We start from the raw sequence: 13623 nt of genomic DNA, 5'->3' as shown, positions 1-13623 counted from the left end.
TGTGGTGCTTGCCTGTGGTGCGTACCTGGGATGCTTACCGGTGCCGGCGCGGCAGCGTGTACCGCATCGGGCGCAGGCGCGGCCGGGTTCCGCGGGTTTAAGTTACCGGTAACAATTTCGGATGTTAGCACGCATGCGCGGACCTGCACAGGTGCCTGCGGCCAGCGTGGCCGGCTCGCCAGGCTGGTCCGCCGGCGGTATTTTCAGGCGCTTTCGCGGGCCAGCACGGCGTAGTCGATCTTGACGCTTTTCGGCGGCGCCTTGGCCGCGCCGGCGCCTTCGCGCGCGTCGAGCGCGGCGAGCAGCGCCTCGCCGGTGCGCATGCCGATGCCGTACGCATCGACCGAGATGGTGGTGATGCCCGGATAGCAGCAGGCGGCCACTTCGAAGTTGCCGAAGCCCGCCACGGCGATGTCGCCGGGCACCGACAGGCCGCGGCGCAGGCATTCCATGATGGCGCCGAACGCCGACATGTCGCTCACGCACATGACGGCGTCGGTATCGGGCCACTGCGCCAGCAGCGCGGCGATGGCCGGGCCGCCGTGGCTCATGGTGACGGGCGACTCGCCCAGGCGGATGACGCGCGGCTCGCCCAGCCCGAGCGCCTTGATCTCGGCCTGGTAACCCTTCATGCGGTCCAGCCCGCGCCGGTCCAGCTCGCTGGCGCCGCCCAGGAAGCCGATGCGACGGTAGCCGCGCTCGGCGAGGTAGCGCACCATCGCGCGCGCGGCCTTGACGTTGGAAAAGCCCACCGCGGTGTCGATCGGCGCGGAGGGCAGGTCCCACATTTCCACCACGGGGATATTCGAGCGCTGCAGCAGCATGCGGGTGGTCTCGGTGTGCTGCGAGCCGGTCAGCGCCACGCAGCGCGGCTGGTGGCGCAGCATGGAGCGCACCAGCCGCTCCTCGCGCTCGAGGTGATAGTCGGTGTCGCCGATCAGCAACTGCAGCCCGTGCGGCTCCAGCGCGTCGCTCAGCCCGCGCACCGTGTCGGAGAAGTTGGAGCTCGACAGCGACGGCACCAGCACCGCGACGAATTCGGAGCGCCCGGAAGACAGCGCGCCGGCCGCCGCATCGGCCACATAGCCGAGCTCGTCGATGGCCTGCTGCACGCGCTCGCGCGTGGCCTGCGCCACGCTGTGTCCCGCCAGCACGCGGGAGACCGTCATCTTGGAAACGCCGGCCAGCCGGGCCACATCCGACATGCGGGGCGGTCCGGACTGGCGCGTCGCGGTGTGGCGGGCAGCGGGGGTATTGGCCATCGGTTGGCGCGGTGGAGGAGTGAAAGGTGCGCATATGATACCGGCCACATGACCGCCATCCTGCGCGCGCGCCTCGCTAAGGGAATACCCTTGGCGCCGCGGGCTTGAAGCCGCGATTGCCTCTGTGCTATTTTTCGTTACCGGTATCAGAGCGTTTCGCGGGTCCGCATTCCACTCCGAAATGTTACCGGTACCATAATAACCATGGCCGACCTCGCCGCCAGCTTTGCGAAGCGCACGCGGCCGGTGCCAGACCGGTGTCGTCACTGATCCGCGGCGAATGGATTCGCCGCCTGAACCTCTTCCGGCCCGCCGCGAACGCATTCCCGCGCGGCAGCAAGGTAACCCTGCCATCAGCGTGGGGCCGGAAGCCATATAAGAAACGGGAGACAAGTTCATGCCCACCATCACGCAGGCCGCCGCCATCCCGGCGGCCGCCGATACGTCCGAAGACCGCCTCTACCGCAAGGTCATGCTGCGGATCCTGCCGCTGCTGCTGCTGTGCTACGTGGTGGCCTACCTCGACCGCGTCAACGTCGGCTTCGCCAAGCTGCAGATGCTCGGCGACCTTGGCATGAGCGATACCGTCTACGCCATCGGCGCCAGCGTGTTCTTCTGGGGCTATTTCATTTTCGAGATGCCCAGCAACCTGCTGCTGCACCGCTTCGGCGCGCGCTTCTGGATCGCCCGCATCATGGTCACGTGGGGCATCGTCTCGTCTTCGCTGGCGTTCGTGGTGCCGCTGGCGGAGCTGTTCCACGTGCAGACCACCACCATGTTTTACTCGCTGCGCTTCCTGCTGGGGCTGTGCGAGGCCGGCTTCTTCCCCGGCGTCATCCTCTACATGAACTACTGGTTTCCGGCCAGGCGCCAGAGCATCGCGATGTCGGGCTTCCTGGTGGCGATCCCGCTGAGCCTGACGGTCGGCGGCGTGATCTCGGGCTGGCTGATGGAGCAGACCCACGGCATGTTCGGCATGCACGGCTGGCAGTGGATGCTGCTGCTCGAAGGCATTCCCTCGGTGCTGGTGGCGGTGCTGGTGCTGTTCGCGCTCGGCGACGGCATCCGCTCGGCGAAGTGGCTGAGCAACGAAGAAAAGGCCGTGCTCGAGCGCAATCTCGAACGCGAGAACAGCAACAAGTCGCACCGCGTCGGCGCCGCGCTGAAGAACCCGCGCGTGTGGCTGCTGACCTTCATCCTGCTGACGTTCAACACCGGCTTCTACGGCCTCGCGTTCTGGCTGCCGTCGATCATCCGCGCCTCGGGCGTGACCAACACCTTCCACATCGGCCTGCTCACCGCGATTCCCTACCTGAGCGCCATCGTCGCCATGATCTGGAACGCCCGCCATTCGCGCAAGACCGGCGAACGCCGCTTCCACGCCGCGGTGCCGGCCCTGATCGGCGGCGTGGGCCTGATCCTGAGCGCCGCGTTCGCCCGGCACGTGGAGTTGTCGATCGTCCTGCTGACCATCTCCACCTGCGGCATCCTCGCGCTGATGCCGATCTACTGGACCTTCCCCGGCCAGATCCTGTCCGGCCCCGCGGCCGCTGCCGGCATCGCGCTGATCAACTCCATCGGCAACCTGTCCGGCTTCACCGGCTCGATGATCACCGGCGTGGCCAAGGAACTCACCGGCGACATCAACAACGGCACCTATGCGCTCGGCGCGTGCCTGCTGGTGAGTTGCGTGCTGATCGTCCTGATTCCGCGCAGTTTGCTCAATGGGGAAGCGGAGGCGGCGCGCTGAACTGTCGGGCCACGGCGGCCCGGTTGCCGTGGCCCCGACGGGCATTGCGCGCCACGCGCGCGGCACCGGCGAAGGGCAGGGCGCACGCATGTGCGCCGCGCTCGTTTTCCGAACGCGGGCTGTCTTGTTTCCGAACTGCTGGGAAGAGATGGTGCCGGGGTCGGACTCAAATTGTAAGTATAAGTATTTGAATTTATTGGAATAAAAAATATTTCCATTCCAGGCATACCATCAAAAGTACCAACGTTTCCCAAGCCTTATCTCGCGTCTGCCGATGTTGTCTATCGCTGCCTCAAGACTTCCACCGGACCGCTGGGGGTATAGCCCCTCGCTTAAATTTTACGATGCTCTGCCGATAGCCTGTGGAGACACGAAGGCCGGCAGTTCGTATAGGGACGGGGCACCTACAACTATGTCGAATATCTTCCTGAGTGAGCTTGCCCCAAAAACCGAATCCCTTGCTGAGAGCTTAAATTCGGCCTATGTCTGTAATTTGGAGGATCCAAGTGCTTACCCCTGCTGTTGAGTTGCCTGGTGGTGAACTTATTGATTGCCATGATCTGGCGCGCGCTGTCGCATCGTTCCGCCATCCAGTGCCAGAGGAAGGCGCGACGGGTATGGCATGTATCACTGGCTCGAAAATGGTGGACTACAGCTTTAAGGCGAGATCTGAGGGTTCCGCATCGGGCGAGCGCATGCAACAACAAGCAACTCTCGATTTCCCGGCTGCACTTTTCGATCCGACGCCGTATGCGATCCCGTGTCCCCCTTTCATGGCGGGGGTTCAGCTTTCGCTACCTATTCGCGGGATGATGTCCGAGCACTCCTTGCCGGCGAGGCTAAGCCTAAAAAACAGAATGCTGCTGGCGGCCCTGCTGGATGAGTTGCCGCCATTGGTATACCCGATGTCCGAATGGGAGCAGGGGCGATTCTTGGCCGGTTTTCGGGAAAAGATGGAGACGCTGCAACTCGTCGAGGAGCAGTACTGGGAACCAATCTTGGTGACTGAAAGCTACGTTGAATTGCAGCGTCGCCGCCATGATGATTTCTTTGCCGAACATGGGATGATCGCTCTTGAAGAGGAGTTTTCCCAGGGGCTAAATATCGTTGACCGAGCCGGACACCCTATAGAGACGTTTGATGCTCGACTTGGACGAGGCCATTATTTTCTTTCGCGCACGTTGGCGATCAACCTCCTGAGAGAGTCCGGCATCCCCTATCGAGATGCTGATGGCCCTTCCCCCGGCAATGGACCGTCAGATAAGGCCGATATGGTTCGGCAGTCTCGCAAGGCTGGCACCCCGTGGTCTCGAGAGCAGGTGCAGAAGTTGTATGAGGAGTACAAGTTGCACACAGGGAAGGTGGTTGCGAAAATGCACGGCATTAGTGAGTCTCGCCTGAATCAGCTTTTTAAGAAACACGGGTTTCCCAGGAAGTCGCGAGCCGGAAGAAAGCCAGGACATGGACAGAAGAAGTCCGCTACCTGGCACCCCTGACTATAAATAGGCTAGAAACTGGATCCTCAGGCCGTTGCTGGACAAGGGGGCACGTCAGTGGGTTGATTTATACCCCCCTAGAAATTTCAAGATTCCTACCGAGCGGCGCAAGCCGTAACCGGCGGGCGCGGATCCGACTTCCCGTTCGCCTTCATTCTCAAGGAATCTTGATATGTCGACCTTTCGTCACAACTCAGCCCCGCCGCAACAATCGTTCCCCAATTTGCATGCCCCCTCGGCAAATGCAACACAGATGGTGTTTCAGTTCGGCAAGGCCCTGCGCATTCTGCGCATGGCTCAACTGATCGAGCGCACTGGCCTGTCTCGCGCGACGCTGTACGTGCTCATGGCGAAGGACCCGACATTTCCGCCCAAAATCCTGTTGACCGCACGCTGCGTGGGCTTCTACGAGCACGAGGTCGAGGCCTGGCTTGCTTCGCGTGCACAGCGCGCTGCCGCGTAATGGGCTATCAACAGCAATATCGAGAGCACGGCACATTGGAACTGACCTAACGGGTCATCCATGGTGATGCCCGACGCATTGGTTGGTCTCTAGGACCAAACAACGTGTTGAGCGTCGCCAGAATTGCACTATGCCGTCGTTGTGGTGTTGTATTTTTGCACAAATAAAAAATGCGATTGGATCCGGCTGGATCGGATTGGACGTCGTTGGACGGAGCTTTTGTTTTTCCGTTTTTTTCAATATTGACCATCATTTGTGCATTCTTGTAACGTGCCGATCCGGTGCTTACATTGAGTGCCGCTGATCTCTGTTCAATTCTTTTTTGAAGGGATATAGGACCGTAAGTAAAAAATGGCTTCGTAGATTGCGTCGAGACCTATCAAAAATCAGGGTGAGATACAAGTATGGTGGGCAATATAAGGTGATTACGGTGAATTGTGGAGGTGTGGAAATCTGAGGCCCATATATTCTCGCGGTATTTTAATTATGGTGCGTTGTTTTGTTGGCGCGCAACACGGAGCATGTCGAGTTGCCGTCGTGGCATATGACACGACGGTGGCAGTCGGCCAGCGCAGTCAAAAAAATCTAAAAATCAATTGAAATAAAAGTAGCGGCGGAAACCAATCTGCACACCACGCCGCAGCACGAAGCGATGACTTGACTAGAAGGATACGAACTGCGACCCGTGCATACAACTTAAGTCCGAAACTCTACAACTTACGACTATAGGTGGATCCGGTCCCTCGCGTAGCGGGTTGGCAGAGCCTCTTGTCGGATGCTGACCGGCTCAGGATGTTCCTGCCATCGGCAGGGAGTGTTTCGACCATCTGATTTTGGCATAAATCAGTATATCCCGAGAAGAGGTTGTTTCGCAGCTTTATAAGGGGGCTTTAATCGGAAGGTCCGTGTGAATTGTTAGGATATGTCGGGAGTTATTTATGGAACCTATGTAATGCAATGCAACGATGAAATGTAATGAATGCTACTGCATAGGGAATGCTTGCTCCGCTATTAATACCCAATCGGGGAGTGCTGTAAGGGTGGCGATGGCATGCAGTAGTTAGCAGTGCTGCTGCTAAAGCATGTCAATGCATTGGCACATCGGCTGGAAATTGACGGTTTATGGCCAGGCATATGAGTCGCATGAGGTCGCAGGGCGAGTGATAAGAGGGGCGAAGGGCAGTCACCCTGCCTTCGCAGGGATTCAGTTAAACGCAACTGCCAGTGGCAGCACACGGATGTGCTGTCGCGTTGCGATATAGATAGGAGGTTATGATGTCGTTTGAAGAGGACAACTACATCAAATACTACGAGTACTCGGATTTGGCGCGGAACACTGCGTCGTTCGACGGCTGCGAGGATACACCCGAGGTGAGTGGGGAATTCCGGGCTAACAGACGTTACCTTGTTGCCATGGAGCGCATGGTGCGCGATATCGCATGCGACAAAGGCAGCGTGGGGTTCGAGATCCAGACCGAGGAGGGTGGCAAGCCGGTCGTCAAGCCAACGGCGAAGGCGGCGGCCTGTGGGTACTTCAACTCCCTCAAGTACTTTTGGGGACACTGCGCTCCGCTGTTGCGTTTCGTTTACAGCCCGCATGTGCTGGCGGTCATCGAGGCGATTGAGGCGGTGGGGTTGCCAGCGCGTTTCCAGTTCCGTAAGCCCGAGACGATCGATCCTGACATGCGCAAGACGCACGCAGATATCTTCAACGACGTGCGTGACCACGTCAGCGATATCGTTGCTTCGTCGGCGTTCGAGAGCCGCCTGCGCGCACGCAAGCGCAATGCGGAGCGTAATGAGGCAACGGCTCTGGCCGTCGAGCGACAAGTGTTCGAGAACAAGTCGCGCACGCTTGTGCTGATGCTGCACTTCGGGTTTCGCAGTCACGATACCACCTTCGAGGAGATCCAGGCGTATCGCAAGCAGTTCTTCAACAACCGCCGCGGCAACAAGCTGCTGCGCGGCATCGATGACTACATCTGGAAGCTGGAGGAGGGCGATGAGTCTGGCCTACACATGCACCTGCTGATTTTCTACAACGCAGCAGATTCGTGCCGCGACGTGTATATCGCCAAGCAGATCGGGGAGTACTGGGTCAAGATGACGGGTGGCAAGGGCCAGTACTGGAACAGCAACGCCAACAAGGCCTTCCATGAGAAGTACGGCCACGGCGTGGGTACGGGCGTGATCAACTGGGACGACCGTGAGAAGCGCGAGGCGTTGCGCATCAACATCCGCTACATGACGAAAGCGGACCAGATCCTCACGATCAAGCACGGCGACAGCCACGTGTTCGGTACGAGCCGGGTCAAGGAAAAGAAGAAAGCGGGTCGTCCGCGTACCGTGAAGCCCAAGCTCGATGGTGATCCGACGCACAGCGTGCAGGCAGATTCGCTCGACGCCGGCTCTTTCGACCAGGCTAAGGCGGACACCTAGTAAGTCGTTGTGGGAGCGTGCATTGTGCGTGCACTTTCCGTGCATAATGCGTGCTCCTACTAGGCAAAGGGAGTGCAGACCAGGTGGACTACACCGGCAAAGCAGATGCAGGTATGGGGCAATCGGCAGCCTCGCTTTCAGACGGCGAACTGATTCAACGCCTGCGAGCACGTGCGGCCGATTGTAGGCAAAATTCCATGACGGCGCGGTTGGCGACGGTTATCGATGAAGTGGAAGCCCTGCTTGTGCGTGGATATGATCGCTCGCAGGTGCGAGACGTTCTAGTGGGGGCGGGCTGCCATTTCACGCCCGACAGCTTTGATTCGGCCTTGGCACGAATCAGAAAGCGGAAGCGGCGATCAGCAAACGGCTTGAGGGCTTCTGTGATTGGTAAGTCCGGTCCATCGGTTGGCGTTGAAAGCGCAGTATCGGGTGACGCTGCCGCGCGGAGCAATCTGTCAGAAGGCACCGGCTTCGCCGATGCTTTTGTTAAGTCGGAAGGCTCTCGGTCGGGGCGTCGCTGGAAATAGTGCCATGACCGGGGTTATGCCGGTCCGGGCGCTCAAGCTTCGACCGGCATCGCGGGCACGTCGGACGTAATTTGGGATAATCAGGTGCCCCATATCTGATCGTTGATAGACTGCGTGCCGTCCCTTTGTTCCCATCACGTACGGCGCTGACGCCTTGGCCACATCCACTACCGTATCGCCGTCGCGAACCGGCTCGAGCAGCACGCCGCAGCTACAATGGCTGTTCGCGGCCATAAGCCGCCAGTCGACATCAACGACTAGATTGTACACAATGCGTAGATCGTGTCCTCAACTATCCAGAGCGCCATGCAACAACACACCCTGTATGCATACGTAGATGGTTCAGATCTCGACGACGACGTCGTGGACATCGAGGGGGAGTTCGTCGAGCTCGTTGCCTCGCAGGGCTGGGTCCTTTCACGCCCGCTCGTAGTCAACCAGAAGAGCGTGGCCGTTGGAGTCGCCCAGGCGATTTGCCGGATTGGGACCTTGGAATCAACTTGGCACTACTCGACCCCGGACGCGAGCGATGCGAATGGTTTGCTGACATAGGGCGTGTCGTTGCACGCTTGGCCCATCTGCGCTTGCAATTCGGGCGCGATTTCGTCATTGGCATCGCTGACAACGTGACAGGCTCGGCGGACGATATTCTCTACATCGAATCGGAGTCGCCAGACTTAGGCCGGCTGCGCGAGGTCATCGAAGCATAGAATGTCCAACCTTGCCGAGGTCCTGCACCAAGTTCCCTAGCTATCGACCATAGACACATGCACGAGAATCCAAGCAGCAAGCTTCTTCCACTTGAACAGCCCCACTCGACTGCATCTCATAGCGAATCATCAGCAAGAGAATCCGTTGTCGCGGGGCTCATGTCGGGCTTGGATTACTGGATTGGCCTCGCGATTGGATGGATAGAGTCAGGCCAACCAATTGATGCCGAGTTGGCAGATCTTTTACTCGCATTAGCGCAAAGTCCTACCATCGAGCAGCGACTGCGTCATCGCGCATTTTCATTGGCAAAGCGATGGCAGAAGAACTCGCGATGCGAGTTCATTGACGTTCAGTGGCGTCACTCGCTGGGAACGGAACCTACGCGTCTTGTCTCAGAGCTCGACGAGCAACGCATGGAAATTCGAAAGCTCGAGTTTTTTGCAGATGGGCGGGTTGGGTACGCCTGGGCCGAACACACGGCTCATGGGACTGAGCTAGGATTGCTTCCGGTTCCGCCGCTTACCGAGATTAACGCCGCCGCTGAGTTCATCGGTACCACAATCACTGCAGCTGAATTTGACGCTCTATGGTCGACGCACGTGCTGAAAGTTGTGCCTTTCGGCCTCCGACTGATGAGGCGAAACTCCCCTTTGGCCGACGCAGCGACAGAGATTGAGGTGTTGCGCCGGACCCTTGAAGGAGCCCCGGGAGTTACGTTGGTAAAACGTATCGAACCTCATCGCAAAGGCGGTTATGTCGCGACATTGGATCTCTCACGCGATTCATTGGATTTGTTCATCGGACACCTTGAAGCATCAGGGTGGATGAGCGTGCTCTGACCGCACCACCAGCGTCTGCTTTGTGGATATTGGAGGGACCGCGTTGGGTCGTCTAGGGACCCTTGACCACCCCCACAGAACCAGAACGAAAAAAAAGCAGCTGCGATGCCTCTCACCCCGCAACTGGGGTGAGGGGCAGGCCAGTAGCCTCAACTTGAACGCGAGAGCTTTTGCCTCAGGTGGGTAACGATTTCCTGAATGACGGATCCCCAGTCGCCTGGCTGTGACTGGTAAACCCGTCGGGTTGCCGGGTACCACAAGCTGGACTCGGATCCCGCAAACCAGCGCCAGTCGGCAGCAAATGGCAGCATGAGCCACAGCGGTTTATGCATCGCGCCGGCCAAGTGAGCCACCGACGTGTCGATGGAGACGACAGCATCGAGTTGTTCCATCAGCGCGGCCGTATCCGCAAAGTCCTTCACAGTGTCATCGAAGCGATGGATGCGCGCCGCATGCGGGGAGCTCTTGAGCATATCGAGATCGACCTCACCGATATCGTGCTGGAGAATGACCCAGTCGATATGGTCCAGCGCGAGTAAAGGCGCGAGCTTTGCCAGTGGTATGGCGCGGTTCTCGTTGCGCCGGATGCGGCCAGACCACGCCAGCCCGATCTTGCGGCGCTTGAGATCCTGCAGCGCATTGCACCATTTGGCCCGATAGCTTTCTGGTGCCGCCAGATAAGGCGTGGGCGAGGGAGGATGCAATGTCTCTAATGTCATGCCGAGTCGGTACGGCAGGCTCAGCAAGGGACATTGGAGGGTGGCTTCCGGACAGGGATCGTTTTGGGCGATCAACTTGACGCCCCACGCCTTGGCATTGGGATCCAGCAGCGGGACGAGCTCCGGTTGCACTGCCAGGACGAGAGGAGGTGCTTGCTGCGCCGCCAGGGGAATAAATCTGACGAACTGGAGCGTATCCCCCAAGCCTTGCTCGGCCCGGATGAGCAGAACCTGATGGTCCAACGCTTCACCGTGCCAGCGAGGCAGGTCGGATGTGGGAGAGGATGGAACGGAATGGATGGTCTGGAACCGCCATTCATACTCAGGCCACCCGCGCTGGTAGTCCCCCATGGCCAGCCAGGTATGGGCCCGATTGAGGTGGGCCGGGGCAAAGCCGGGGGCAAGGCGCAGGACCTGGTCGAAGGCCTCGAGCGCAGCGCCGTAGGCACGCAGAGCAAGCCGGGCGCAGCCCAGGTTGTACCAGGCCGGCACCAGCTGTGGCTGGAGGCGAACCGCTGACTCCAGGTGAGCGACGGCCTCGGCATAGCGTTCCATCGCGCTGAGTGCACTACCAGCGCCCACCAGGGCGGGGACCGAGGCCGGGTCACATGCCAGCGCGGTCTCGAAGGCCACGGCGGCTGCGGCGTTGCGCTCTTGCGCATGGAGGAGGTTGCCCAGATTGATGTGGGCAGACACATAGCCGGGATCCGCGGCAGCGGCTGCCGTAAAGTGCCCGATGGCCCGGTCCGTCTCCTGGAGGGCGTGATGCGCAATGCCGAGATTGTTATGCAGCAAGGCGTGCCCTGGTGCGAGCTGCAGCGCCCGCTCCAATACATCCACTGCCTCCCGATGGCGCTGGAGGGCCAGCAGTGCATTGCCGAGGTTGTTGAGCGCAGCTAGGTCGTTGGGCTGCAGTTTAACGACGTCGAGGAACGACTCGACTGCATCGGTATGACGCTGTTCGGCAGCATAAGCGTTGCCGAGGTTGTAGTGGGCAGCCGCCATGGTCGGTGACAGTGCCAATGCCTTGCGAAAGCACGCGATGGCCTGGTCAGTGCGGCCGGCAGCGCGCAGGGCAATGCCGAGATTCAGATGGATCGTCGCATCTTGAGGCTGCAATGTGGCGGCGCGCTCGATGTGCGAGATGGCGAGATCGTGTTGTCCCTGTTGATGGTATAGCAGGCCAAGCAGGTGGAGTGCCTGGGCATGGCCGGGATTCTGGGCGATGGCAGCGCGGTAGCCTTGCGCGGCCGTCGCCACATCGCCTCGGCGATGGGCGAGCAAGGCATCTTCGAAGGTATTCATGGGGTGGAGAAAAAATGGCGCTTGTTTATTCAGGTTGCACGACGACAAAAAAAGACCGGCCGGACATCGAAAAGACGTACCGGCCGGTATTGAGTTCCAGCTTGTCACCTGCGCTGGCTAGGGAGTTACTTGGTCTGCTTGACCTGTTTCGACATCAGTTGGCTCAGATCCGCTGGCATGGCGAGCTGGCTGGGCAGGGCATTGGCAAACTGCACGGTTCGCTGCGCGTAGCCAGCGGGAAAGAGCACTCCACTCTGCAGTTGGCCGCCTCGCAACGCCATGACCAGCTTGGCGCCCTGGCCGATGGACCAGGCTTTATCGTTCAGCCCCGCCACGGCAGCGGCATCCGAGCGTGACATGTCAAACACTATCACGTTCGGGTTGCGAGCGTAGACCGTCCAGGTGGCGTTGACAAACTTGTTCGGGGTGCCTCCTGCTGACCAGCCCACAGTCCACTGCGCCTTGCCGTCGGGGGAAATTTGCACTTCGGCGCCGGTGATGACAGGCTCGATGAGCGTGCGACCGACCAGTTGCTGCAGGGAGGTCAGGGGGCTTGGCAGCTTGGCGTCATTGAGCGGCTGGTTCGGGTCGTATCGCGGGCGGCTCGGGTCGTACGGGGGCAGGTTGAGGCCGGCGTCAGGCGCCCAGGAGGGACCCCTGGGACATGTGCCATCCTTCAGGTAGGGGAACTCGCACCCGCTGCTCAGGCCCAGCGGCAGCACGATGCGGTCGCCGGCATACGACTGGATGCCCATATAGCCGGTCGTCCCTGCAGGAAACGGTGTGCTGTGCGCCGGGTAAAACGAGACGTCGGGGCCGAACTGGGTGCCTGAGACGGCCATCGTCATGGGTTGATGGCTCAGGTCGACGCGGCGCTCCTCAAGGGTGAAGCCGATACCGGTGACCGGATCGGTGCCCGATAGCGTGACGCCAGTTGCGGATAGCGGTTGTGCCGCGCGCCATTGATCGGGCGTGAGCATGTCCGACCATGTGCCATCGGCCTTCATGACGAACTGGGCGCGCGGATCCAGATAGCTCAATGAGTCCTCGGCGGATACGTCCGTCCAGACATCGCTCTTGACCGGCCGCTTTTGATAGGTCGTCTGGAGCATCCCGTTGGCAATCTGCTGGACGGACTGGATGATGAGTCCCTCGAGATAGACCGTATCGGCCTCCACCAAGCTGTAGAGTGGCTTGGCGAGGACTTCCGCGGCGTTGGCCTGTGCATACACGGGCTTGCTGGCCTGGGTATCGACATCCGCCTGGGTGACGGAGGCGATGTCGCCCTTGGCGAGGATGGCGTTGAGCACGTGGCGAATCGTCGCCGGATCGGCTTTGCCCGCTGACGCAAAGGCGGTCACCTTGTCGACGATCTGGCTGGCGGCCGTGGCCGTTGCGGCGTCGCCGTCGGCGACATAGTTGGCCATCGGGTCGACTTGGCTGCCCAGGAGCGCCCGGATGGCGGCGATGGCTTCGGCCTGGGTGAAGCCGGCTTCGATCTGCGCCGCGACCATGGTGGTCAGAGGCGTGACGACCTGGGCGGCAGAGCCTGTCGCGACATTGGAGAGAGTGAAGCTCGCCGGGAACTGGAAGCTGGCGGGACGGGCGAGGTCACGGGTGGAGGGGGTGACTTGCACGAGCAGCCGTTTGCCGCTGGCATCGCCGCTGTAGGGCAGCGAGAAGTTGCCATCGGCATCGGTGATCGCGCTTGGCTCATTCGCATCGCAGGCGTTGTTGCTGTTCAGGTCGAGGCAGACGGCTGCGCCGACGAGGTAGCCGTCGATGGCTTTGCCGGTGATGGCGGGCGTGGGCGTGGCTGGCGCGGAAGGTGCAAGCTGGTTGCTGCTATCCCCGCCGCCACCGCAGGCGGCCAGCATGGAAGCGCAGACGCCGGCCAGAAGGGTTGGTTTGAGGTTGAATCGGTTCATTGATGGTTCCTTGTTGAAGGATGGAGCCTCGCGAAGAAGGCGCGCGAGGCTCAACGTTGGCGCCAAAGCACCATGTTGTTTCTGGATCGGAAAATTGATGAAAGATGGGTGACGGATCCTTCCTGAATCCCCGTCAGAGGCGGTCATTGTGGGGGGACGGCGGCCCGCACGATGGAATCTG

Annotated in this window: 10 protein-coding genes; 7 read left to right on the top strand and 3 right to left on the bottom strand. The window is 60.3% G+C overall.

All coding sequences use genetic code 11. The features are described from left to right. Window positions 1-203: 203 nt before the first annotated feature. A complete protein-coding gene (locus tag ACKI2N_RS15770) occupies window positions 204-1205 on the bottom strand; it encodes a LacI family DNA-binding transcriptional regulator (RefSeq protein WP_420993613.1) in 1002 nt (333 codons plus the stop codon). A 454-nt stretch (window positions 1206-1659) separates the two neighbouring features. Here ACKI2N_RS15770 and ACKI2N_RS15765 point away from each other — a divergent pair, with 454 nt between their 5' ends. From ACKI2N_RS15765 to ACKI2N_RS15735, 7 genes are all read left to right on the top strand, one after another. Continuing rightward, a complete protein-coding gene (locus ACKI2N_RS15765) occupies window positions 1660-3012 on the top strand; it encodes an MFS transporter (protein WP_420993614.1) in 1353 nt (450 codons plus the stop codon). A 506-nt stretch (window positions 3013-3518) separates the two neighbouring features. Next, window positions 3519-4508 (top strand): hypothetical protein, encoded by a 990-nt coding sequence (locus ACKI2N_RS15760; protein WP_420993615.1) that lies wholly within the window; start codon window positions 3519-3521, stop codon window positions 4506-4508. A 172-nt stretch (window positions 4509-4680) separates the two neighbouring features. Continuing rightward, window positions 4681-4971: a helix-turn-helix transcriptional regulator gene (locus ACKI2N_RS15755; RefSeq protein WP_420993616.1), complete on the top strand. Its 291-nt coding sequence runs from the start codon at window positions 4681-4683 to the stop codon at window positions 4969-4971. Window positions 4972-6243: 1272 nt separating this feature from the next. Beyond that, window positions 6244-7410 (top strand): hypothetical protein, encoded by a 1167-nt coding sequence (locus ACKI2N_RS15750; RefSeq protein ID WP_420993617.1) that lies wholly within the window; start codon window positions 6244-6246, stop codon window positions 7408-7410. An 83-nt stretch (window positions 7411-7493) separates the two neighbouring features. Further along, window positions 7494-7940, top strand: a complete 447-nt coding sequence (locus tag ACKI2N_RS15745; protein ID WP_420993618.1) for a hypothetical protein — start codon at window positions 7494-7496, stop codon at window positions 7938-7940. Between the two features lie 500 nt (window positions 7941-8440). Then, window positions 8441-8650 carry a hypothetical protein gene (locus ACKI2N_RS15740; protein ID WP_420993619.1) on the top strand — a complete coding sequence of 70 codons (210 nt, stop codon included), beginning with the start codon at window positions 8441-8443 and terminating at the stop codon, window positions 8648-8650. 57 nt (window positions 8651-8707) lie between these two features. Further along, entirely contained in the window at window positions 8708-9490 is a 783-nt protein-coding gene (locus ACKI2N_RS15735; protein ID WP_420993620.1) for a DUF6881 domain-containing protein, read from the top strand. A gap of 149 nt (window positions 9491-9639) precedes the next feature. On the opposite strand, the gene ACKI2N_RS15730 is transcribed toward ACKI2N_RS15735, so the two are convergent. Together ACKI2N_RS15730 and ACKI2N_RS15725 are read right to left on the bottom strand one after the other, a co-directional pair. Beyond that, complete coding sequence (locus ACKI2N_RS15730) at window positions 9640-11514, bottom strand: tetratricopeptide repeat protein (RefSeq protein WP_420993621.1); 1875 nt, start codon at window positions 11512-11514, stop codon at window positions 9640-9642. A 125-nt stretch (window positions 11515-11639) separates the two neighbouring features. Next, window positions 11640-13442 (bottom strand): hypothetical protein, encoded by a 1803-nt coding sequence (locus ACKI2N_RS15725; RefSeq protein WP_420993622.1) that lies wholly within the window; start codon window positions 13440-13442, stop codon window positions 11640-11642. Between the last annotated feature and the right edge of the window lie 181 nt (window positions 13443-13623).

It is taken from the genome of Cupriavidus sp. 30B13, assembly GCF_049059565.2.
GTDB lineage: Bacteria > Pseudomonadota > Gammaproteobacteria > Burkholderiales > Burkholderiaceae > Cupriavidus.
The sequence above is the reverse complement of the archived record's forward strand: the minus strand, read 5'-3'. Positions and strand labels throughout refer to the sequence as shown.

Bases quoted from the DNA above. Each gene is read 5' to 3' on its own strand.
- ACKI2N_RS15765 (WP_420993614.1), top strand. From the start codon at position 1,660: ATGCCCACCATCACGCAGGCCGCCGCCATCCCGGCGGCCGCCGATACG.
- ACKI2N_RS15725 (WP_420993622.1), bottom strand. From the start codon at position 13,442: ATGAACCGATTCAACCTCAAACCAACCCTTCTGGCCGGCGTCTGCGCT.
- ACKI2N_RS15730 (WP_420993621.1), bottom strand. From the start codon at position 11,514: ATGAATACCTTCGAAGATGCCTTGCTCGCCCATCGCCGAGGCGATGTG.
- ACKI2N_RS15735 (WP_420993620.1), top strand. From the start codon at position 8,708: ATGCACGAGAATCCAAGCAGCAAGCTTCTTCCACTTGAACAGCCCCAC.
- ACKI2N_RS15755 (WP_420993616.1), top strand. From the start codon at position 4,681: ATGTCGACCTTTCGTCACAACTCAGCCCCGCCGCAACAATCGTTCCCC.
- ACKI2N_RS15770 (WP_420993613.1), bottom strand. From the start codon at position 1,205: ATGTCGGATGTGGCCCGGCTGGCCGGCGTTTCCAAGATGACGGTCTCC.
- ACKI2N_RS15750 (WP_420993617.1), top strand. From the start codon at position 6,244: ATGATGTCGTTTGAAGAGGACAACTACATCAAATACTACGAGTACTCG.